Origin of the sequence: Collinsella aerofaciens, assembly GCF_015552075.1 — a bacterium.
Taxonomy (GTDB): Bacteria; Actinomycetota; Coriobacteriia; order Coriobacteriales; family Coriobacteriaceae; genus Collinsella; species Collinsella aerofaciens_Y.
This window is the reverse complement of the sequence record NZ_JADNDZ010000093.1, coordinates 1-21650: the sequence shown is the minus strand read 5'-3', so window position 1 is coordinate 21650 and position 21650 is coordinate 1. Positions and strand designations below refer to the sequence as shown.

Sequence of the window (21650 nt, the reverse complement as noted above, 5' to 3'; positions counted from 1 at the left end):
ACGGAGAGCACATTAAGTGCTCTCCGGCTCGTGCGGAACTCGCGATCGACCTTATATATTTGCCCTCCCCGGGGCTCCCGCACAACGGGACCTCGGTTGGGTTCTATCCCTTTGGCAGTCGCTTCGCTTCTGCCCTACTTTGCTGGTATGGCGGTTTGGCGTTGGATCGGTTCTTTCTGATATATGCTGGTTGCGGCTCTTCTTTTGGGAGGAGTCGCTTTTTTGTTGCTAGGAGGTTGGCCCGTGGTTGATGGGGATGCTCGCTCTGAGCTTCTTTCTGCTGATTGGAATGGCGAATGGATGCGCCTGCAAGCCGATCGGCGGCGGGCTGATGATTCTTTTGAGTGGGATAAGCGGGCTCGGCATTTTCGGCCACTTGAAACCGCTCCGTATGCCCGGGACTTTATGAAGCTGCTGGCGTTAAAGCCTGGTGAATCCGTGCTGGATATGGGGTGTGGGGCTGGGTCGATTGCTATTCCGCTTGCGCAAGACGGGCATCCTGTGATTGCTGCTGACTTTTCCCCTGCCATGTTGGGCACGCTTGATGCTGGCATTGAGTACTATGGGCTCGAGGATCGCATTACACCGCTTGAGCTTGCTTGGGATGATGACTGGGATTTGGTTGGACCGGTCGCGAAAGCGGTAGATGTTGCCTTTGCCAGTCGCTCTGTCACCACGACCAACCTTAAAGGCGCGCTTGCCAAGCTTGATCGAACGGCTCGTCGGCGTTGTGCTGTCACGATGGTCGCCAACTCCAGCCCGCGCTATGACCTTCACCTGATGAACGCCATCGGTGCCTCGGTTACCTGCAGCAATGGCTTTGTGTATGCCTTTAATATCCTCATTCAGATGGGTGCCCTGCCGCAGGTTACGTACTTCGAATCGCCTCGTCGCGATACCTTCGATAGCCTTGAGGCAGGCGTGGCGGACTTCTCCCGCATGCTCGAGCACGGTAACGAGGATAAGATCGACCGTCTGCGCGACTATATCGCCCAGCACATGATCGAGAACCCCCATGCCGGCGAGCCGGGATCCAAGGGCGTTCCGCAGGGACGCTACATGCTCGACCACATCCGCAAAGTCCGATGGGCGTTTATCGCCTGGGAGCCGGTCTCCGTACCCCGCTCGTAGCCCATCTAAAGCTTGCATCGTCTTACCGCGCGGCATCCGCATTCTTTGCGAACTGGACAAACGCGCTCCACACCGCGCCGTTCCTGCGCTATCGTGGGACAGCTCACGTAGATTAAGGCCCCATTGTGGGGCGCCCCATAACATAGAAAGCGAGAACCCATGGCACTGACAGGAGCCCAGGTCAAGCAGCTTCGCAGCATGGCCCATCACCTCAACCCCGCCATCATCATCGGCAAGTCCGACATCAACGAGGGCACCGTCGAGCAGACGGTCGCCTACCTGGAGAAGCACGAGCTCGTTAAGTGCTCCGTACTCGACGGTTCCAGCCTTTCCGCCCGCGAGGCCGCCGAAGAGCTCGCCGATCGCTGCCATGCCGAAGTCGTCCAGGTTATCGGCCGCAAGTTCTCGCTGTATCGCGAGTCCTCGCGCAAGGACATCGAGAAGATTAAGCTCGTCTAAGAGCCAACGATCCGGCGAGCCAACATACATCAAGCTTGCGAGCGTCCGAGTAATTCGGACGCTCATTTTTTATCGCTCGACGAGCACGCGGTTAAGCCTACCCTCCACCAAGCGCTCGTACAGACGCCGCGTCTCGGGCTCGGGCACGCCATTGACCTGCTCCCTCAGGTGATGCATATGCCCACTGTACAGCTCGACGATATCGCGCCGTCGCCCCGCCGCACCGTAGACGCGCATAGCGCAACGCACCATGTCCTCGCGCGCCGTCTCTTGCCGCAGCCCCGACTCCACCAGCCATACCGCCGACTGCAGGTCGTTTTCTTCTAGGGCGGCATTCGCGCCCCGAATCATGCAGTCGATATACTTCGATTCCATGATGCGCCTCATACGCAAAAAGTAGGTGGGATTACAGCCATTGGGAACATACAACGGGCCGGCGTAGAGCTGCTCGATCTTAAGGCACAGCTCGATCAGATGGGGCCCGCGCGCACCCGTGCGATTTCCCAAAACTTCGCGGCTTATCTGATCAAACAACCGCACGTCAGTCTTGACGTAATCGCCGTTAAGCCCAATGCACTCGTTTTGGATCAGCACACACGACTTGCCGTCCGGTGTCGGCCCCAAGGCCGAACGCAGGCGCGATATCGTCGAGTACAGATTGTTACGAGCGCTATTGAACTCGGCGTGGGGCCACAGCTCCATAGCCAGCGTCTCGCGGTCGACCAGTGCATCCATGCCCAGCGCAAGCCGCTCGGCAAGCGTCGCCGCTTTCTTGCGGCGCCACATTTTATCCGTGATGGGAAACCCGTCGCGCTCGGCGCGAAACGCCCCAAACATGCGGATCTCGATATGGCCAATCACATCGACACCCTCGGCATCGCCGGCCTGGAACAGACGCTCGCCTTCGCCCTCAAAGTCGTCACGCAGCGAATACCGCGACAGCTCGCGCACCGGGAGCTTCTTTCGAATTCTAGCAGCCGGCTCGCCCAGACAATGCATGGCAAGGCGCGCAAAGAGCCGATACGATGGCTCTAGAATCCCTGCGCGATTCATGGACATCCAGGCCGCAAGATCGCTGTCTCGGCCCGCACAAGCCAAATGCAGCGCCACCATCCAGGCCTCCGCTCCACCAACCTGCGTCTGGCTTATATCGAGTAGCTCCGCTTCCTCGCGCACCTAAACCATCGAAGTGTTACGCAGATACGCCGCGCGCTCCAACAGCAATGCGTTATCGCGCATGTACGCAATTGGCTCCTCAGCCAGTTTGAGCACCTGGACCGCGCGGAACTTCGCATTGACCGGCCGTCCCTCTGCCAGCGATTGCCAGCCTTCTAGCAGCAGGCCAAACAGCTGAATCTGGTTGTCGCGCATGCGTACGGCAAAGCGATCGAGCTCGTTGAACGCCGCATCGTCGGTTACCGGCAAGCCGGAAAGGAGCCGCCGTGCCGCCAGCACCATGCGCACCCAGATAGCCGGCGCCTTAGTCCACGTACATCGAGCGCGTCCCGTATCAGCGCCATCTCGTCGTCGCGCTCGTCGATCCCCGCAAACGACCCATCGAAGAGCTCCACTAGCATGCTATCGGCCCGTATAAAAGTCCCCGCGATATCGAGCTCACAGTCATATGCTTTGCGCGTTTTGAGCTGCTGCAGAGCACCACCGTCGTCTCCCCGCTCAGCCAACCAGTGCTTGGCCCCGATATGTGCAAAGAGCATGTCGAGTGCCGTGTGTTCCGTCTCGATTTCCGGCACAGCAAGGTTCATGGGAAGCCCAAGCCCGTTGTCCCCATAGCAAACTGCCGTAAGGACCTGGGCGACCTTCCACGAAACGGGATCTATTTCACAGGCTGCCCGATCGCCCGCATGCTCAATGAGCGATGCCATGCAGCGGGCGAGCTTTGTGTTGGACACGCTGACCGCCGCCAAATATACGCCGAGTGCCTCGGCAGGCGTTGGCTCTGGAGCGTGATCTTCGGCATCGATCGTACTCAACGCCGCCCGGCAGACATCGGCACCGTGCCCCGTCAGAGCAAGATCGACCCCATACTGCCCGGCAAGTTCAAGGACCACGCTACGGTCCAGAAAGGCGTCGGCCAGGTCCATCGCCGCATCACATCGGCCTGCCTTGAGCAAAATTCGAGCCGCCCGCGGAACTAGCTCGGGACGGATCTCGGCCACCAACTTTCGCAGGCGAAGCCGTCCGTTATCCTCGGCGCCCAGGCACGTAAAGCTCCGGTCGGCCGGATCTAAACCAAAGATCGGGTAATCGCGTACAAGGTAGGACTGGTCGATCATCGACAGCCTCACTCCACAAGCCTCGAGTTCTGCAATATTGCCCTCGCCCATCAAAACCATGAGACATGCCACGCAAAACAGCGCATTATTGTCGAGCGAAGCAAGATCGACAAGTGCCGCACCATACACGTTGACAATCTCGCTTTCGAGCAGACCGGCAACATCGCCCTGGCCGTACAGACCCGTCTGCAAAGCCGAAACAAGCTCGGGCACACCCTGTGTGAGCTGGTAAAAGTCAAGCGATGTGCTAATCGAAAACGCCGATGCCCACGCCGAATACTCATAGGCATGCACCTTGAGCATTTGCGCATTGATCTTAACCGAGTCACCCAGCCCATGAATCAACTGACGATTTGAAGGACGGCAGGAGATAAAGACCCCTACCCCCATAGCGCGCAGGCCGCGAATCCTGTCAATGAGGTCTTCGGTATCGTGCTGATCGAGATTTGGCACATTATCAATCGCGACAAGGGAATGCGGCTTGTCTTTGAGCTCTTCGGTTACCACCTCGAGCTGCATAAACACCTCGCGCCCAATGGCTCGATCCGCCTCGATAATCCGCACGGGGCCTCGCGTCGGGTCACTTTTTACCTCTTGGGTGTACTGCAACAGCACCGAGGTTTTCCCAAAGCCATCAGGCGCGTAGAGAACCACGATGCCGGCCTTTCGGCCCTTGGCGATAAGCTCATTTAGCAGACGCTCACGTCGCACCATATAGCCTCCGCCCAGCGGCATCAGTTCGAGGTCGTCTATACTATCCAAATCGTTTACCATACCTGCTCCTCTACTCGACCGTATGGACACCGTAACCGCAAGACTATACAAGCCGCACCATGAATAGAGCGGTTTTGTGTTTTAGGTTGTCTTTCGGTACGCAAGCGGCAAGTTTTTGTACAGCGAGGGCCGATTGTTATTAATCCCCCGACTAATCGGTCTTTAAGCAGGTAAATGAGCTTGTCAGCTTGTCCCATCTAAGCGGCAGTGTAACGCAGATGAACAAGGTTCAGCTATGTCATTCAACTCGCCTAGCACCCGCTACCGTCTACGACCTTTTAGTGGCATTTTTGCATAGAATCTGGTATGAAATGAATCAAACTGTTGGACATCCGGCATTCGTCAAGCTTGCGGCAAGATTTTGGTCAAGCGGGCGGAAAGGGATAGCAAAAAGGCCCCCGCAAAGCGGAGGCCTTAGGCAAGGCTATGTCGAGGTGCAGGATTCGCGCTACTCGCAGAGCGAAAGGGCGGCCTCGTCGGCAACGACAACGCAGTTGGTGTGCAGCTGCAGGATCGAAGCCGGGCACGCGGGCGTAACCGGACCGTAGCACATGTCATGCACGGCCTGAGCCTTGGCCTCGCCGTTGGCGACGACCAGGATCATGCGGGCATACATGATGGTCTGGGTACCCATGGTGTAGGCCTGACGGGGAACGTCGTCGATGCTGTCGAACAGGCGGCTGTTGGCCTGAATGGTGCTCTCGGTGAGGTCGACGCAGTGCGTGCCCTTGGAAAAGTGGTCATCGGGCTCGTTGAAGCCGATGTGGCCGTTGTTGCCAATGCCGAGCAGCTGCAGATCCGGGTAACCGGCGGCGGCGACGATCTTGTCGTACTCAGAGCAGGCAGCGGCGGCGTCGGGGTTGGAACCGTCGGGCACATGCGTGTTGTTCAGGTCGATGTTGATGTGATCGAAGAAGTTCTCACGCATAAAGTAGTGATAGCTCTGGGGATCGTCGTGCGAAAGGCCGCGATACTCGTCCAGGTTGTAGGTGCTGACCTCGGCAAAGTCGACGTCGCCCTTCTCGTACCAAGCAGCGAGCTGCTTGTAGGCACCGATCGGGGTGGAGCCGGTGGCAAGGCCCAGCACACAGTCGGGCTTGAGGATAACCTGCGCCGAGATGATATTGGCGGCCTTGCGGCTCATATCCTCGTAGTCTTTAGCTTTAATGATCTTCATTACGCGTCCTTTCTCGTACAAGAGAGGCAAGGCTCCCTTTACAAGCACTTGCCCGCGGCCCGCGTCGGCCGCAACCAACGTGTGCGGCCACCAGGGCGAGGTCGCGTAATGTATGTGTCTCGTGTCTAGCCGCGTCGAGGCCCCTGCCCGTCCACGGTGACCCGAAGCCTTTTAGCTTCGGACAAATCCCATCTTGCCACGGAGGGCGTCCTCTTTCAAGGGCGCCCTCCGTAAACGTGTTTGAATTGTAGGCTAATGGCCACGTGCACTTGCTATCGCTCGCGAGCAACGATGAGCTGGTCCATCTCTTCGACATGCACGCCAACGGAGCCCTTGATGCTCGAGAACTCAACGGAGTTGCACACCAAGATGGGAACCATCACATCGTAGCCCTCGGCAGCAATTGCCTCGCGATCGAACTCAATGAGTACATCGCCCTTATGGACGATGTCACCCACTTGCGCATGTACGGTAAAGTGCTTGCCCTCGAGCTGAACAGTGTCCAAGCCAACGTGGATGAGCACGTCCAAGCCATCGACCGTGTTGAGCGCAACGGCGTGTCCCGTGGGAAAAATGGCCTCGACCTTGGCGTCTGCCGGCGCAATCACGCGCGTACCCGTAGGCTGAATCGCCACGCCCTGGCCCAAAAGGCCGGTGGCAAATGTCTGGTCATTGACCTCGGACAACGGAATGACGTCGCCCGAGATGGGAGCATCCAGCGTAAGGACTCGACCACGCATACCAAAAGACCTTAGGACTTTAGTGAACATGATCCCCCTCGGACATACCAATCAACCAAAATAGCTTTAACAGTTTACCACTTGGCACCCGTTTTTGACCATTAGGGAAGTTCGCGCTTGACAACCTCGACGATGTCGTCGACAACACGCTGGGTCAGCTCGTGCGTCTCCGCCTCGGCCATAACGCGAACCAGCGGCTCAGTACCGCTCGGGCGCACCAGAATGCGGCCGCGGCCGTCAAGCTCCTTCTCGGCAGCAGCGACGGCGTCCCAAATGGGCTGGCAATCGTCCAGACCAGCCTTGTTGTCCGAATGCACGTTGACGAGTACCTGCGGGTACTTCTTCATGATGCCGGCAAGATCGGTGAGGGTACGACCGGTGCGCTTGAGCACGGCCAGCAGCTGCAGAGCCGTCACCAGGCCGTCACCGGTGGTGTTGTGCTCCAGGAAGATGATGTGCCCGGACTGTTCGCCGCCGATGACGGCGCCGTCCGCAAGCATACGCTCCAGAACGTAGCGATCGCCCACGGCGGTCTGAACCATCTCGAAGCCCTGCTCCTTCATAGCGATGGAGAAGCCCAGGTTGCACATGACGGTCGAGACGATCTCGGAGTTGGCGAGCTTGCCACGGGCGGCCAGGTCGGAGCCGCAGATGGCCAGGATGTAGTCACCGTCGATCTCATTGCCCTCACTGTCCACGAACAGCACGCGATCGGCGTCGCCGTCGTGGGCCAGACCGATATCGGCGTGGGTGCGCAGCACGAGCTCGCGCAGGGGCTCGAGGTGCGTAGAGCCGCACTCGACATTGATGTCGGTGCCGCAATAATCGGTGTTGATGGCATGAACCGTGGCACCCAGGCGCTGCAGCGCGGCGGGCGTAGTCTGGCAAGAAGCGCCATGGCCGCAGTCAACGGCAACGACTAGGCCATCGAGCCTCAGGCCATCGAGCGTATCGATGGCGTGGTCGACGTATGCCTTGCGGGCGTCCTTCATCTTGATGATGTGGCCCACGCCGGCACCGGTCGGCAGCGTGTCGGCAGCCATGGCTTCCTCGGACATGACCCAGGCGCTGATCTCTTCCTCGACAGCATCGGGGAGCTTCATACCCTTGCGGCTAAAGAACTTGATGCCGTTGAACTCCGGCGGATTATGCGAAGCGGAGATAACGATGCCGCCATCGAGCTCGTTCTGAACGGTGAGCAGCGCCACGGCAGGCGTGGGGATGACGCCGCAGCAGTGCGGACGGCCGCCCTCGGCCATAATGCCGGCGGTCAGAGCGCTCTCGAGCATGGTGCCCGAAAGGCGCGTGTCACGGCCGATGCAGATGTCCGGACCAAGAAACTTGGTCGCCGCGCGACCCAGACGAAACGCGAGGTCGCACGAGAGGTCGGCATTGGCGACGCCACGGACGCCGTCGGTACCGAAGATGTTCTGGGGCATAGGATCGCTCCTTCCCTAGCAGGCGATATGCAACCGCCCACCCTAGTCGAAAAAGAAAAGCGGGACCCGCCGAGGAATCGGCAGGCCCCGCTTGTACATTGTATCTCGAAAGGAGATAAAACCTTAGCGCTTGGAGAACTGGGGAGCACGGCGGGCCTTCTTGAGGCCGTACTTCTTGCGCTCGACCACGCGAGCATCGCGCGTAAGGAAACCGGCCTTCTTGAGGTCAGCACGGTAGTCGCCAGCGTTCAGAAGAGCGCGAGCGATGCCCAGGCGCAGAGCGCCGGACTGGCCGGAGATGCCGCCGCCATCGCACAGAGCGATAACGTCGAACTGACCGGCGGTGTCGGTCACCTTGAAGGGAGCAAGGGCGTTCTCAACGAGCTGATGACGGCCGAAATACTGCTCGGCGTCACGCTTGTTGATGGTCACCTTGCCGGTGCCGGGGACGAGACGGACGCGGGCGACGGCGTTCTTACGACGGCCGGTACCCTGGTAGACAACGGTGTTCTCAGCCATCTTTAAGCCTCCAGCTCAATCTTCGTGGGGTTCTGGGCAGCGTGCGGATGCTCGGCACCAGCGTAGACCTTAAGCTTGGTCATCTGGGCACGGCCGAGGGTGGTCTTGGGCAGCATGCCGCGAACGGCGCGCTCGATGACCTTCTCCGGGTGCTTCTCCATAGCCTGGCGGAAGCTCTCAGCCTTGAGGCCGCCGTTGTAGCCGCTGTGGCGATAATAGGTCTTCGTGTCGGCCTTGTTACCGGTAAGCTGGACCTTATCGGCGTTGATGACAACAACGAAGTCGCCGCAGTCGCTGTTGGGCGTGAACTGGGGCTTGTTCTTACCGCGCAGGATCATTGCGATCTGGGTGGCAAGACGGCCCAGGACAGCACCATCGGCGTCGACGAGAACCCAGTTGCGCTGGACCTCGCCCTGCTTGGCGTAGTGAGTCGATTTCGAAATCACTTAGACTCCTCCATGTACAGTACGTGTTGTTACAGAGATTCACGGGGCTCTGCAAGTAACCCGTCCATATTACCCCGCTCGCCGCCCGAGTCAACAGGTATTTTGGCTCCGACCAGAGTTTCTGCACATGTCGTCCATGGGTCATGACGTCGCGACGCTAGCGCTCGACAAACGCCTCGATATCTCCCAGCAAGCGCTTTGCCTCCTGGCGGCCCTGGATATACAGGTCGAGGAGCTTTGCCGAATCGTGCTCAACATGGCCGACCTCGACCGGCTTTTGCGGAGCAGCGACCAGCGCGCGGCCCTCGCGTTCATACTTCCACAGATGCATGCGCTGGATGTTATAGCGGTCGTGGCGCGTCTCGATGGCCTCGAGCAGGTAGGGGTAGTCGGCATAGCGAGCGCGTGCGGCTGGCATAAACTCGTAGGGCTTTTTCTCATACGAACGGTCCTGCGTGACAATGACAACCGCACGGTCGAAGCCCGCCTCCTCGAGCACATGCTCGATAGGAACCGAATCGGCCACGCCGCCGTCGACGTATTTGTGCCCGTCAATCTCGACCGGCGGCGTCACCAGCGGCAGCGACGTCGATGCGCGCACGGCGTCGAGGTCGAGCACGGCGCTTTTGACCGGCAGGTACGTGGCGGTTCCAAACAACATGTCCGTCGCAACGGCGTACATCTCGATGGGGCTCGCGTCGAACGTCTCGCTGTCAAAAGGATCCAGGCGGTCCTGAACATCGTTGAAGATAAAGTCGTAACCTACAATGGAGCCCGTGGACGCAAACGATGCGGCGCCCATGAAGCGGCTGTCGTTGCAGAAAGCCAGGTTGATGCGGTTGGCACGGCCGATCTGGTGCGACTTGTAGTTCACGCCGTTGAGGGCGCCGGCCGACACGCCATATACCGCCGGAATCTCGACGCCGGCCTCCATGAGAACGTCGAGCACGCCGGCGGTAAATTGCCCGCGGAAGCTGCCGCCCTCCAGGACGAGCGCGACCTTGCCGGCGTTCTTTGCCTTATCTTCTGCAGCCATATTGACCTCCTGCGATTGCGTTTTGGCTTTCTTCTACCCAGTTTTGGAATGGAGGGCGCATAGGTTTTGGAGTTGAGGAGATGGAGCGGAAAGCGCGTCCCGTTCTGAGGGGCGATTTCGGGATGGACTTTCCGCCTGGGCTGCCATTGGGAAAGCATGTCCCACTCTACGGCTCGATTCCGGGTCGCGGTTTCCGCTTGAGGCGTCATCCGGAAACTACGTCCCAGTCTGAGCCGATATTCTGGGACGCGTTTTCCGTTGGACGACGATTAGGAAAGTGCGTCCCGCCCTGCGCTGCCGCGACGTTTTCCTAACGCCCGCGCCCTGCGCAGAGTTCGATTCTCCGCGGTACGGGGCTTGCGTTGAAGTGGGGCATGGGCAGCCGGAGCTCAATCGGCATCGTATCTATATGTGGTCGAGGCTTTGCGCGGAGAATCCGCGTATTTGCTTCGCAAATACGCACCGGCTTCGGCCGCCTGTCGGCGTCCTCGCCCGCTCGCTACAAACGCTCCGCGTTTGTTTAACGCTCGCGCCCTGCACAGAGTTCGATTCTCCGCGATATCTATAAGTAATAAAAAGCAGGTAGGTACATTTACCTACCTGCTTGCAACTATTGGTGGAGGCGCGGAGAATCGAACTCCGGTCCACGAAAGCCCCCTGATTGGCATCTCCAAGCTCAGTCGCTGGTTTAGTCTCGGACGCTTTGCGCGCAGCGACACGCTCGCGACGTCCTAACCGGTTCGGTCTTAGCCTGCGCCATACCGATTACGTGCGCAGGAGCATTCCCCTAAAATGACGTCGCGCCGGTGTCGGGGAAATCACCGGGTTGACGCGCCGCTATAAACTAAGCAGCGAGAGCCATAGGCTCAAAAGAAGAGTTGTTGTCAATTCAATTTGACGGTACCCCTGTTTAACGAGGCGAGGAGACCTCGGCTTGCTTCCTCTCCCAGAGCTATCGTGTCGAAACCAGTCGCCCCCGAATGTCGGGAAAGTCTGGATGACATTGGGCACGAGCACCCAACACCCGTCGACTTTTCAAGGAACATGCAGGGCGAGCCCCGCTTGTGGAGTGTTATCTTACCACGTTCTGAAAGCGGACAGCTGTTCTATGCACGAGCTGTGAAGACCCTAATGTGCACCATACTTCGCACTTTTGCTACCGAACGCGTCACGTATATTTTCGCCAAGCAAAATTGACCCGCCGAAAGGACCGTTATGGATACCAAGCAGCAACTCGTCAATGCCCTCGCAGGCCTGGGCTCAACCATTACCGAAGCCATGGATGTCATCGAAGGCTTTGTCCCCTGTGGACATCCCGCCCTCACGGTATCGAACGCACTCGTCGCGCTGGACGCTGACGATGATGCGGCTCTCGCCCAGCAGCTTGAGACCGTCGAGGGCTTTATCGACCACGTGAGTGAGAACCGCGGCGTGGCCGCCTACCACGACATCGAGGTCGAGCTCGCGGGTCCCAAAGCCGATCTGCTCGCAGCAATCCGCGAGGTAGGCGCCCTTATGCAGACCGCAGGCGTCAAGAACACCCAGGTCAACGAGTGGGTCTACCGCAGCTTAGCCGCACTGAATGACTCCGACGAGAAGGCAGCGGAGAAGCTCGCCGAAGTCCCCATCATCAAGGCAGCGCTTTTGTAATTAGAGGATGCGCACCCTTCGGAGCGTCGACGTTCCGAAGGGTGCGCAGATAGTCAGACGCTAGTGGGATACCCGCCCACTACGTTCGGCCAAAGCCAGAATCGGCATCATTTGGCGTGGCGTTTTTGCTGCAATATCGGCATGTTCGAGCAGCTTGCGATCGTTGGTCACCAAGTAATCGACCTGCGCGCGCCTGCACGCGGCGAGCACCAAGTTGTCCTCGTAATCGCGATGGAGCGCTAAGTATTTGTCGGCCAGCCAAAGGTCCGATGCATCTGCGCCCACGGCTGTGGCGTTTTCGGTCATGTTGCGGACAAACGCCAACGCCGCATCGCCAATTGCGCGGGCAGACGCCTCGTCGAGCGCTCCCCCGTTGGCCAGAACGCTGCGCTTTAATTCGTGCTGGACAACGTACAGCACGTCCTTGGCGATGTGCACGGGAAAGAACAGTGACGCACCCGACTCCGCAGCCTGTCCGATAAAAGCCCGCGCGGCAAGCGACTCAACATGATCGACGCAAAACGAATCGACCCACACGTTGGCATCTACCATGATCTTGAGAGGTTCCCCGTTCACAGGATCATCCCCTTTTGGCGATAGCGTTCGTCCATGGCCTCCGCATAGACCGTATCCCAATCGCGGTCAGCGGACCCGGGCGACACAGCGATACCCAAGTTCGCATAGAGCTGATCCGCAGTCGCCCACGACGCGGCAAACGGGGACTCGGGCGCGATGGCTTGCCGCCGATCGTCGACGGCAGCGAGCACTTCCTCGCACTGGCCACCGCCCTGCGCGACCTTGGCCACAACCTTTTTGATGAGCTCGGGCAGCGACCCGCCCGAGAGCCGCAACGCCTCCTCGGCACGGTCCTTGACCTGGCGATCCACGCGAACATTCACTTGCGCCATGCCGCTAATAGCACCCACGTCAATCACGCTCCCTTCACTTGCTAGCCTCGCTAGCACTACTATATAGAGAAGCTAGCAAACGGTCAAACGCAAAAGGCCTGCGCCCAGGCGGCAACGGTGCCGTCCGGACGCAGGCCAGATAACGTGGGTGAACACGCCCGCTAGCGCAGGTACGCTTTCGCGTTGTTAAGACTGTAGGCGATCGTTGAGCCGTTGTGCAGCAGCGACGACGCCTGCGGAGTGATCATGCCGGTAATACCCAATGCCAACAGCGCCGAGTTGGTGAGCATCACCTTGGAATACGAACTCGTCAGGCGGTCGATAAGCCCCTGACTCATGCGGCGCAGGCGCACGATCGCGGCGAGATCTGTATCGGTCAGGATGATATCGGCGACCTCCTTGGCGATGTCGCTTCCACCGCCCATTGCCAGCCCCACGTCGGCCAAACCGAGTGCCGGCGAATCGTTGACGCCGTCGCCCACCATGGCAACGTGGCGCCCCTCGCCCTTAATGCGCTCAACATACGCGTACTTGTCCTCGGGCAGCAGCTCGGCCTTAAACTCGTCGACACCCGCCTCGCGAGCGATGCGCTCGGCCGTGCGCTCCGAGTCGCCCGTGAGCATGACCACGTGCTTAACGCCCAACGCGTGCAGGTCGGCGATGGCCTCGCGAACCCCGGGCTTAAGCGGGTCCTCGATACCGAGCACGCCCACAACGGTGCCATCGACCGCCAGGTACAGCGGCGACAGCCCCTGCATCTGGGACTCGATTTGCTCCTTAATGTCGGACTCGAGCTGCGCGCTCTCATCCTCAAATACAAAGTGCGCGGAACCGATGATGGCGCGACGCCCTTCAATGGACGAAGCGATGCCGTGCGCCACGATGTACTCGACGGCGGCATGGCGCTCGCGGTGCTCGAGCCCGCGCTCGCGGGCGGCGTTGACCACGGCACGCGCCACCGGATGCGGAAAATGCTCCTCCAAGCAAGCGGAAAGGCGCAGGATCTCGTCCTCGCTCCAACCATCGGTGGTGAACACGCAGGCAAGACGCGGCTGCGCCTCGGTAAGCGTGCCGGTCTTATCAAACACAATGGTGTCGGCCTTGGCAAACGACTCAAAGTACTTGGCGCCCTTGACCATAACACCCATCTTGGCAGCATCGCTCATGGCAGTCATGACGGCGACGGAACCCGTGAGCTTGAGTGCGCACGAGTAGTCGACCATCAGTGCCGCCGAGGTCTTGATGAGGCTGCGGGTGGTAAGCGCAACCAGGCCCGCGAGCAGGAAGTTCCACGGGACGATCTTGTTGGCGAGGTCTTCCATGTGCGACTGGCCCTCGGACTTGAGCGAATCGGCCGTCTGCACGAGCGAGACGATCGAGCGGAGCTTGGTCTGCGCCGTGTTGGCGCGCACGCGCACCAAGATGCTGCCGTCTTCCACGACGGTACCGGCGAACACATCGTCGCCCACGCTTCGCTCGACGGCCAGCGGCTCGCCGGTCAGGGTCGCCTGGTTGACCATAGCGCTCCCCTGCCCGACAACACCGTCGATGCAAATAGACATGCCAGTGCGCACGGCGACCAAATCGCCGGGCTCGAGCTCGGTCGCGGCAACGCTTACCTCGGTGTCGCCGACAACCTTTTGCGCCTTGTCGGGCACATCGAGCAGCGAGTTGATGAGCTCGTTTTCGCTCATGGCGCGAGTGTAGTCCTCGAGCAGCTCGCCCACGTTGAGCAAGAACATTGTCTGGCCCGCGGTGTCGACATCACGCTTGACGAACGAAATGCCGATGGCCGAAGCGTCGAGCACAGGAACGGTCAGGCGCGGCTGTGCCAGCTCATGAAGGGCAGCGCGCAAAAATGCCATGTAACCGGCCACGACAAACACCGCACGCAGAGGCGTCGGCAAGAACCAACGGCGCGCGTAGTGGGCGCCGATAAGTGTGGCAAGATCCATGACGAGCTTGTGCTTGCGCGGCTCGAGTTGCATCACGTAGCCCGACTTGGCATCGGCGATAGCTTGAGCATCGAGCGCGCCCAAGGCATCGAGCACGCTCGCGCGGCGCGGCTCGTCGTACTCCAGCGCCATCTGGCCAATGCGGCCATACACGCGCACCTTGCGCACGCCATCGATGTCGCCGCCAAGCTTTAGAAGCGCATCGAGATCGCTCTCTGGCACAGGACCCGCCAACTGAAGGCGGGTCCTGCCAGGGATCTCGCTGATAATCGAGAATCTCATAGTTTGTGCCTGGGAGCGCTACTCGGCTGCCTCGTCAGCAGCGGCCTCGCTCTGGGTGATGTAAGCAGCCTCGGCAACCATGTCGTCGACATTAGCCTTGGCCTGCTCGACCATGTCCTGGTAGCCGTTCTTGATGCGCATGCCGCACGCGATACCCTGCACGCAGGCATTCTTTACCGGAGCGCTGGTAAGCAGCTTGATGCCGGCCGTGCCAAGCAGAAAACCGCCACCGACAAGCAGGGTGTTAAACGTCGACTTCTTCATGTTGCTTCTCCCTTTTGCCGCACAAGCGCGGCATGGTGCCTTAGCACCCGAGTTCATTAGTTTGCTCGAGCACGCTTTGAGACTAGTTTAGTCGAACTATTATGGTCAACCAAAGTTAACCTTTGGAAATCTTGGTCCCCTTTCCTACAGCTGCCAGGCAGCCGCTTCCTTTTGCAGCGCAACCATGCGGGCGAATTCTCCACCTGCCGCCTTGAGCTGCGCCGGAGTGCCCTGCTCGGCAACCACACCATCCTTGAGTACAACGATTTTGTCGGCATTTTCCACCGTACGCATACGGTGGGCGATCACGATTACCGTCTTGCCTGCGAGCAGGCGGGAGAGCGCCTGCTGCACCACGGTCTCGTTCTCCACATCCAAACTCGCCGTCGCCTCGTCCAGCAACACGATCGGCGCGTCTTTGAGCAGCGCGCGGGCGATGGAGATGCGCTGGCGCTCGCCGCCGGACAGCTTGGAGCCATTCTCGCCGATCATGGTGTCATAGCCCTGCGGCATGCGGCTCACAAACTCGTCGCAGTTGGCGGCACGCGCGGCCGCAAGCACTTCCCCATCGGTGGCATCACGACGCCCGAGGCGGATGTTTCCCATCACCGTGTCGTCAAAGAGCAGCACGTCTTGGAACACAATGGCGTAGTCGCGCAGAAGCACCTCGGGATCAACGCTCGCAACATTCACACCGCCCACGGTAACCTTGCCCGCAGTGGCATCCCAAAAGCGCGCGGCCAGGCGGCTCACCGTAGACTTACCGGAACCCGAAGGACCGACCAGCGCCGTAACTTCGCCTTCCTTGGCGGTAAAGCTCACATCGGTAAGAACTTTCTCGCCGGCGCGTCCGTCCTCGCCCGCACCATAGCCAAATGCCACGTGATCAAACACCACATCGTGGCCCGCGGGCTCAAATTTCTCGCTGCCCCGCGCCACAGGCTCTTCCATGATGGAACGCATACGCTTGGCAGACGACTCGGCGGCAAACAGCTCGGACATTAACATTAACGCCTGGTCAAAGGGCGCATAGATACGGCTCACCATAAGCAGGAAGGCAAACATCACCAAAAAGTCGACCTGCCCGGAGGCGACCATCGCGGCACCCGTGACCAGCGTGGTGGCAATGCCCAGACGCAGGATGGCAAAGGCGGAGTTGACCAAAAGCCCGTTAGCGAGCTCGCCCTTGGTGGTCTCGCGCTCCTCGACATCGATCACGGCGTTGAGCCCCTCAAGATAATGGGCCTCCTGGTTGGTGGCGCGGATCTCGCGAACGCAGTCGAGCGTCTCTTGAATAGCCTCGGTAACCTTGACCTTCTCGGCACGCACGCGATCGAACACCGGGGTCATGGGACCGCGTGTTAGATACAGCACGGCAAAGGCTACGGGAACGCTCCAAAACGCCGCGATCGCCAGCTGCCAGCAAAAGAACAGCGACGCCACGAACACAATGGCGCTTGCGATGATGGCACCCCAAAGCTCTCCCAGCACGTGGCTGTAGGCGTGCTCCATGGCCTGGACGTCACCCATGATGGTCTCGGTTAAATCGGCCAGATCACGACGGCCAAAAAACGACAGCGGCAGTTTGCGCAAGCGCTCGGCAATCTCCATACGCTGCTTGCCGCACTCCTCGTAAAAGATGCAGTAGGTGTAGTAATACTGCTGCCAGTTAGAGGCAAAGAGCAGTACGAAAAAGATCACGAGGCCGCCCACGATCGGCAGGGCATCCGGCAGGTCAGCCCCGCTGGTGAGATGCTCGACAAAGCCGGCCATAACCAGGAATAAAAAGCCCATGCCGGCCATGGTAATGAGATTGGTGAGCGTGGTCCAGAAAATGCCGCGTTTTACGCCGGCGACGCCTTTATCGGATAGGAAATACTTCTTTTGGAATGAGGCGAACATTTAGGCCTCGCCTCCCTTCGTGACGGCGGCATCCGCGGTCGCTGCAGTGATTTTCCAGCTCGCGGCCTGCTCGTACTCGGCCCACATCTTGGCATACAGACCCTCTTGGGACAGCAACTCGGCATGGGTACCCGACTCCTGCTCGCTGCCCTGGTTGAGCACCACGATTTGGTCTGCGCCCACTACAGTCGAGAGTCGGTGCGCAATCATAATGACCGTGCGACCCGCCGCCAGCTTGCTAAAGGCGCGCTGGATGAGCGCCTCGTTCTCGGGATCGGCAAACGCCGTGGCCTCATCGAGCACCACGATAGGCGCGTCTTTAAGGATCGCGCGGGCGAGTGCCACGCGCTGGACCTCGCCGCCCGAAAGATATGCTCCGCCGGCGCCGAGCATGGTGTTGATGCCCTGGGGGAGCTTGGCCACAATGTCGTCGCACTGAGCTGCGGAGAGGGCCGCACGCACTTCGTCGTCAGTGGCCGAAGGCTTGGAGGCGCGCACGTTATCGGCAAGTGTTTGCCGGAACAGCTGGTTGGTCTGGAACACAAAGGCGACCTGGTCCATAAGCTCGTGCGGATCCATATCGCGAACGTCTACACCGCCTACGAGCACTCGACCCGAAGAGACATCCCAAAAACGCGGGATCAGGCTTGCGCAGGTTGACTTACCGCCACCCGAGGGACCCACCAGGGCGAGGGTGCTACCAGCGGGAACGCTGAAACTCACATGGTTGACGGCAGGTGCTTCGGCGCCCTCGTACGTAAAGCTCACGTCCTCAAATCGCACGTCGCCGCCGGCAGGGTGCTTGGGTTGCGCGGGCACGGAGAGCTGCTTGGAATCCATGACGCTTCGAATACGAGCCAGCGAATCGGCACTCATCTGAGAGGCCTCGCCCACAAACATGAGCTTGGTCATGGCCGTCGGTACCACGGCCGAAAATATCGCGTAAAACGTGAAGTTGGCCAAAAAGTGTGCAAAATCCGTCTCGCCCGGAGCCAGCAACAACGCCACCGGCAAAAAGAATGCCACGAGGCCGTTGAGCGCGGTAAGATTGAGTACCTGCGGACCTCGGCAGAACGTGCCCGCATAGTTTTGTGCCATGTCGGCGTATTCGGCGATCGCATCGTGGAAGGCCTTAAAGGAGTAGACCGTCTGCTGAAACACCTTGACCACGGGAATACCGCGTACGTATTCGGTGCCGGTCTTGTTCATCTTGACCAGCGCTCCCATGTAGGCCTTCATGAACTCGGCGCCTTTGCCGCCCATCATGGTGGCCATGGCACCAAGCGAAATGGCCACCGAGATGAGGCATGCCGTGCCCAAGCGCCAATCGAGGGCGAATAGCAACACGAGCAAGCCCACGACCATGGCGGTGGCGCCGGCGATATCGGGCAACATGTGTGCGAGCAAAGTCTCGGTAGAGGCGGCGCATCCGTCTACAATACGGCGCAGCTCACCGGTGGCGTGCGTGTCAAAGAAGCCAAGCGGCAGCTTAAGCAGGTGCTCGCTCGTAGTCTTGCGGATATTGGACGCGCAGCGAAACGCAGACAGGTGCGTGCACATGAGCCCCACGAAATAAACTACGATGCTTGCCAGCGCAAAACCCACGGCCCACCAGCCATACATCGCGATGTCGCAGGCTTCGCTCCAGTTAGGTGCCACGGCGATCAGATCGCGCGCGACAAGCCAAATGCACACGTACGGGCCAAAGCTCAGCAGCTGCGAGAGCGCTGAGAGCGCCATGCCCAAATACGTTAGGAATTTGCGGTCACCGGCATACGCGAGCAGCTCGCCGATACCGCCGCCTTCCCTTTTTGATCCCTTTGCCATGAGATTCCTTTCTAACGGCTTGAGAGTTAACCGTAATGAACTTATCATTGATGTGTTAGCCATGGCTCACAATCAAGCCAGGCGTGGACGTTTCTGCAAAGGAAAGGGACGCTTTTGCAAATACGGCAGGCAGCGACCGACATAACCGAGCTCTACGCACCGCAATTTGAGCAGTTTGGCCTGGAGCTTACCGGCAAGGGCGCCGTCTTTACCGGCGAGGTGGCAAACGATCGGGCGCACGGACGCGCATGGATCATGCCCCTCTCCCCCACCTGCATCGTCATGGAGCATTTCATCACCCCGACGCACGATATGTACCTGGCCGAATACACACCCGAGCCGTACGCCTGCGTGAGCGAAGTCAGCGCGCCCACACTTACATGCATGCCCGAGACTGGCATAACGCCCGCGAACCTCAAACCATCGCATGGACCGTGGCCAAACAATGCCGTTTGCAGCTTTATCCAAGATAGCTGTGGCGAGGAATTAAGCCCGCTGTTTGCGGGGGAACTTTATCACTCGCGCTCGGTGCTCTTTTTGCCTGGATATTTTGACGAACTGGAGCACCGCTATCCCACCGAGTTCGCGGGAATCTTTGAGGCGTTTGCCGAGCCATGGCACGAGGAAGCGACGTCTGCCATCTATCACACGCTGCGCCGGATTAACGAGGACCGTGCCCAAACCGTAGGCGGACACGTCTATATGCAGGGCATCGTGGAGACCATGGTCGCGGAGCTCGCCTGTTCGCGCGCGGCCCACAAGCAGGCGCGGCAGGCGGCAGACACACGCGTCAGCATAACCATGGCCGAAGAAGCAACGGCAATGATTGAGCGCACGCTCGACAAAGGCAGACATGTGGGTATCAACGAGGTGGCCGAGAGGCTCTACACAAGCCGCTCCAAACTATGCGCCACCTTTAAGGCCCAAACCGGCGAGTCCCTGGGCGCCTACATTCGCAGACGCCGTATGGAGCGAGCACAGGGCCTTTTGGCCGATAGCGCGCTCGCGATAGCGCAGGTGGCAGAGCGTCTAGGCTACCCTCAGCAAGCCGCCTTCGCCCAAGCCTTCAAACAATACACCGGCACCACCCCCACCGCTTGGCGAAGCAAGCATCGCTAAGACCCAAGCTCCCTGGCCGTAACGGAGCGATTAATTAGCCGCCGCCCGTCAGCTCACCCAGGATCTAAACGTCAAGATGCGCACAATCAAGCGCCTTTTTGATAAGAGGGACAGATCGATCAGCCAAATACAACGGAATGTTGAGCACCCCGTCGTCGAGCTTTAGGTTCTTAAGTGAGTAGCGGACCCTCAGTGGAGTCGTCTCCGCATGCTTGTCGGCATAGTACTTAAGGCTCTTGGAATGAACGACCTCTCCCGATTTGACCTCGACGGGAACGATTTCGTTTCCGACTTGAATCAAAAAATCGACTTCGTGCTTCGGCTTCTCGTTTGTCCAATAACGCGGAGCAGCATCTAACTGTGAAAGTAATGCCTGAAGCACATAATTCTCGGCGAACGAACCTTTGAACTCCGTAAATAGCGCATCCGAGATGGCAAAAGCGGACGCATCCAGCCTTGCCATGCGGCGCAGCAAACCGACATCAAGACAGTAGACTTTAAATGCCTTGAGGTCATCGTATGCAGAGAGCGGCACGCCACCGGCAGCATTAAGGCGAACCGCCATGATGAGCCCAGCATCGGCAAGCCATTCCAGAGCATCCTCGTATTCTCGAGCACGAGCCCCCTCGCGCACCGCACCCCAAACGAACTTTTTATTCTCGCGCGCCAACTGAGTTGGAATCGAGTTCCATATTTGCGAAAGCTTGGCGAACTGCGCACGGCCACCATGCTTGGCAAAATCGCGCTCGTAGGAATCCAAGAGATCGGACAACACCTTATCGACCTGAACGATATCGCCCGTCTCCACCCACCGACCAAGAGCCTCTGGCATGCCGCCACATGCAAAATAACGCCGAAGATGCTCGACGAGACGGACATGGAAGAAATCGGGCACTGTCTCGATCTGATCCAGGCCGCCAAGGTATTCGTCGTAGTTTGCAGCGCCCTCGGCTTTCAGAAACTCGGAAAAGCTCATAGGGTGCATCTCCATGAACTCGACCTTTCCCACCGGAAAAGCGCTGGTCTCACGGGACAAGCGAACGCCCAACAAAGACCCTGCGCATGCGACGTGATACTCGGGGGCCTCGTCACAGAAGTATTTAAGGGCGCCGACTGCAGAAGGACAATCCTGGATCTCATCAATAATAAGCAGCGTCTCGCCGGGATCGATAGGCTGTCCAAGTGCCAGGGAAAGGTTTGAGATGATCCGTCGAGGATCGCGCGTACCTTCGAAAAACTGAGCGTACTCGCTCTGTACCCCAGGTGACGGCTCCTCGAGCGTCAGATACACAAAATTGCGGTACGAGGTTCGGCCGAACTCCTTAAGCGCCCACGTCTTTCCAACCTGGCGCGCCCCCTTAAGGATAAGCGGCTTACGATATTCCGACGCTTTCCAAGCGTTAAGCTTGGCAATGATATCTCGCTGCATGACCGAACCTCCCGCAAAGAAACTTCCGTAAACGTGATATTTCCCACATTTTACCCCAGGGAAAACGTGATGTTTATCACATTTACAGAAGTATTAAGCTCAGTTCGCCACACTTTCATCACATTCAAAAGACGGAGGCGCATTTTGCGCCTCCGTCACCATCTTTCTATCAGCCCGCCTGACCCGAACGGCCGAGTCGTCACAGAACCCGGGAGCCCCGGCAGGGCGGGTGCTTGCTCAAAATGAGTTCCGCACGCAAAGAAGGCCACTTAATGTGGCCTTCGTCTTGCGCAGGACTG

The 21650-nt window shown here is 59.2% G+C and carries 20 protein-coding genes and 1 other RNA gene; 4 read left to right on the top strand and 17 right to left on the bottom strand.

Annotated elements, in window-relative coordinates:
- Nucleotides 1-405: 405 nt before the first annotated feature.
- On the top strand, nt 406-1131 hold the full coding sequence (locus I2D41_RS07080) for a methyltransferase domain-containing protein (protein WP_195364041.1): 726 nt from the start codon (nt 406-408) through the stop codon (nt 1129-1131).
- A gap of 159 nt (nt 1132-1290) precedes the next feature.
- Nucleotides 1291-1590 carry a YhbY family RNA-binding protein gene (locus I2D41_RS07075; protein ID WP_117583334.1) on the top strand — a complete coding sequence of 100 codons (300 nt, stop codon included), beginning with the start codon at nt 1291-1293 and terminating at the stop codon, nt 1588-1590.
- A 69-nt stretch (nt 1591-1659) separates the two neighbouring features.
- Here the strand turns inward: I2D41_RS07075 and I2D41_RS07070 are convergent, their stop codons facing one another.
- From I2D41_RS07070 to ssrA, 10 genes are all read right to left on the bottom strand, one after another.
- Nucleotides 1660-2541 carry an AfsR/SARP family transcriptional regulator gene (locus tag I2D41_RS07070; protein ID WP_195364040.1) on the bottom strand — a complete coding sequence of 294 codons (882 nt, stop codon included), beginning with the start codon at nt 2539-2541 and terminating at the stop codon, nt 1660-1662.
- Between the two features lie 225 nt (nt 2542-2766).
- On the bottom strand, nt 2767-3048 hold the full coding sequence (locus I2D41_RS07065; protein ID WP_195364039.1) for a hypothetical protein: 282 nt from the start codon (nt 3046-3048) through the stop codon (nt 2767-2769).
- Nucleotides 3006-4658, bottom strand: coding sequence for a hypothetical protein (locus tag I2D41_RS07060; RefSeq protein WP_195364038.1), 1653 nt, complete (start codon nt 4656-4658; stop codon nt 3006-3008). Before I2D41_RS07060 ends, I2D41_RS07065 begins: the two co-directional genes overlap by 43 nt.
- Nucleotides 4659-5106: 448 nt before the next feature.
- Entirely contained in the window at nt 5107-5835 is a 729-nt protein-coding gene (nagB, locus tag I2D41_RS07055) for a glucosamine-6-phosphate deaminase (RefSeq protein WP_055251013.1), read from the bottom strand.
- A 272-nt stretch (nt 5836-6107) separates the two neighbouring features.
- Nucleotides 6108-6575, bottom strand: coding sequence for a PTS sugar transporter subunit IIA (locus I2D41_RS07050; protein ID WP_324249164.1), 468 nt, complete (start codon nt 6573-6575; stop codon nt 6108-6110).
- Nucleotides 6576-6676: 101 nt separating this feature from the next.
- The gene (gene glmM / locus I2D41_RS07045) at nt 6677-8014 is read right to left on the bottom strand and encodes a phosphoglucosamine mutase (RefSeq protein WP_006234694.1); all 1338 of its coding nucleotides are present in this window, start codon (nt 8012-8014) and stop codon (nt 6677-6679) included.
- Nucleotides 8015-8137: 123 nt separating this feature from the next.
- Entirely contained in the window at nt 8138-8533 is a 396-nt protein-coding gene (gene rpsI, locus I2D41_RS07040; RefSeq protein WP_022094634.1) for a 30S ribosomal protein S9, read from the bottom strand.
- Between the two features lie 2 nt (nt 8534-8535).
- The gene (rplM, locus tag I2D41_RS07035) at nt 8536-8979 is read right to left on the bottom strand and encodes a 50S ribosomal protein L13 (protein WP_022094635.1); all 444 of its coding nucleotides are present in this window, start codon (nt 8977-8979) and stop codon (nt 8536-8538) included.
- A gap of 157 nt (nt 8980-9136) precedes the next feature.
- Nucleotides 9137-10015, bottom strand: a complete 879-nt coding sequence (locus I2D41_RS07030) for a patatin-like phospholipase family protein (RefSeq protein ID WP_195364036.1) — start codon at nt 10013-10015, stop codon at nt 9137-9139.
- 614 nt (nt 10016-10629) lie between these two features.
- Nucleotides 10630-10993, bottom strand: a transfer-messenger RNA (tmRNA) gene (gene ssrA / locus I2D41_RS07025).
- A gap of 237 nt (nt 10994-11230) precedes the next feature.
- Here ssrA and I2D41_RS07020 point away from each other — a divergent pair.
- Nucleotides 11231-11665 (top strand): hypothetical protein, encoded by a 435-nt coding sequence (locus tag I2D41_RS07020; protein WP_195364035.1) that lies wholly within the window; start codon nt 11231-11233, stop codon nt 11663-11665.
- 60 nt (nt 11666-11725) lie between these two features.
- Here I2D41_RS07020 and I2D41_RS07015 read toward each other — a convergent pair whose 3' ends face one another.
- From I2D41_RS07015 to I2D41_RS06990, 6 genes are all read right to left on the bottom strand, one after another.
- Nucleotides 11726-12241, bottom strand: coding sequence for a type II toxin-antitoxin system VapC family toxin (locus tag I2D41_RS07015; RefSeq protein ID WP_195364034.1), 516 nt, complete (start codon nt 12239-12241; stop codon nt 11726-11728).
- Nucleotides 12238-12591, bottom strand: a complete 354-nt coding sequence (locus tag I2D41_RS07010; RefSeq protein WP_195364033.1) for a hypothetical protein — start codon at nt 12589-12591, stop codon at nt 12238-12240. The genes I2D41_RS07015 and I2D41_RS07010 overlap by 4 nt, the downstream gene beginning before the upstream one ends.
- A gap of 143 nt (nt 12592-12734) precedes the next feature.
- Nucleotides 12735-14750, bottom strand: coding sequence for a heavy metal translocating P-type ATPase (locus tag I2D41_RS07005; protein ID WP_271741676.1), 2016 nt, complete (start codon nt 14748-14750; stop codon nt 12735-12737).
- A gap of 78 nt (nt 14751-14828) precedes the next feature.
- A complete protein-coding gene (locus I2D41_RS07000) occupies nt 14829-15074 on the bottom strand; it encodes a DUF6110 family protein (protein WP_055250999.1) in 246 nt (81 codons plus the stop codon).
- 144 nt (nt 15075-15218) lie between these two features.
- Nucleotides 15219-16976: an ABC transporter ATP-binding protein gene (locus tag I2D41_RS06995; RefSeq protein ID WP_195364031.1), complete on the bottom strand. Its 1758-nt coding sequence runs from the start codon at nt 16974-16976 to the stop codon at nt 15219-15221.
- Nucleotides 16977-18803 (bottom strand): ABC transporter ATP-binding protein, encoded by a 1827-nt coding sequence (locus I2D41_RS06990; protein WP_195364030.1) that lies wholly within the window; start codon nt 18801-18803, stop codon nt 16977-16979.
- 114 nt (nt 18804-18917) lie between these two features.
- Between I2D41_RS06990 and I2D41_RS06985 the strand changes: the two genes are divergently transcribed.
- Nucleotides 18918-19922: a helix-turn-helix transcriptional regulator gene (locus I2D41_RS06985; RefSeq protein WP_195364029.1), complete on the top strand. Its 1005-nt coding sequence runs from the start codon at nt 18918-18920 to the stop codon at nt 19920-19922.
- Between the two features lie 64 nt (nt 19923-19986).
- On the opposite strand, the gene I2D41_RS06980 is transcribed toward I2D41_RS06985, so the two are convergent.
- Nucleotides 19987-21351: an ATP-binding protein gene (locus I2D41_RS06980; protein ID WP_195364028.1), complete on the bottom strand. Its 1365-nt coding sequence runs from the start codon at nt 21349-21351 to the stop codon at nt 19987-19989.
- Nucleotides 21352-21650: the final 299 nt, after the last annotated feature.

What these genes read in the sequence shown, in the direction of transcription:
- I2D41_RS07080 (WP_195364041.1), top strand. Translation starts at nt 406, where the DNA reads ATGAAGCTGCTGGCGTTAAAGCCTGGTGAATCCGTGCTGGATATGGGG.
- I2D41_RS07075 (WP_117583334.1), top strand. Translation starts at nt 1,291, where the DNA reads ATGGCACTGACAGGAGCCCAGGTCAAGCAGCTTCGCAGCATGGCCCAT.
- I2D41_RS07065 (WP_195364039.1), bottom strand. Translation starts at nt 3,048, where the DNA reads ATGGTGCTGGCGGCACGGCGGCTCCTTTCCGGCTTGCCGGTAACCGAC.
- I2D41_RS07060 (WP_195364038.1), bottom strand. Translation starts at nt 4,658, where the DNA reads ATGGTAAACGATTTGGATAGTATAGACGACCTCGAACTGATGCCGCTG.
- nagB (WP_055251013.1), bottom strand. Translation starts at nt 5,835, where the DNA reads ATGAAGATCATTAAAGCTAAAGACTACGAGGATATGAGCCGCAAGGCC.
- I2D41_RS07050 (WP_324249164.1), bottom strand. Translation starts at nt 6,575, where the DNA reads ATGCGTGGTCGAGTCCTTACGCTGGATGCTCCCATCTCGGGCGACGTC.
- glmM (WP_006234694.1), bottom strand. Translation starts at nt 8,014, where the DNA reads ATGCCCCAGAACATCTTCGGTACCGACGGCGTCCGTGGCGTCGCCAAT.
- rpsI (WP_022094634.1), bottom strand. Translation starts at nt 8,533, where the DNA reads ATGGCTGAGAACACCGTTGTCTACCAGGGTACCGGCCGTCGTAAGAAC.
- I2D41_RS07030 (WP_195364036.1), bottom strand. Translation starts at nt 10,015, where the DNA reads ATGGCTGCAGAAGATAAGGCAAAGAACGCCGGCAAGGTCGCGCTCGTC.
- I2D41_RS07020 (WP_195364035.1), top strand. Translation starts at nt 11,231, where the DNA reads ATGGATACCAAGCAGCAACTCGTCAATGCCCTCGCAGGCCTGGGCTCA.
- I2D41_RS07000 (WP_055250999.1), bottom strand. Translation starts at nt 15,074, where the DNA reads ATGAAGAAGTCGACGTTTAACACCCTGCTTGTCGGTGGCGGTTTTCTG.
- I2D41_RS06995 (WP_195364031.1), bottom strand. Translation starts at nt 16,976, where the DNA reads ATGTTCGCCTCATTCCAAAAGAAGTATTTCCTATCCGATAAAGGCGTC.
- I2D41_RS06990 (WP_195364030.1), bottom strand. Translation starts at nt 18,803, where the DNA reads ATGGCAAAGGGATCAAAAAGGGAAGGCGGCGGTATCGGCGAGCTGCTC.
- I2D41_RS06980 (WP_195364028.1), bottom strand. Translation starts at nt 21,351, where the DNA reads ATGCAGCGAGATATCATTGCCAAGCTTAACGCTTGGAAAGCGTCGGAA.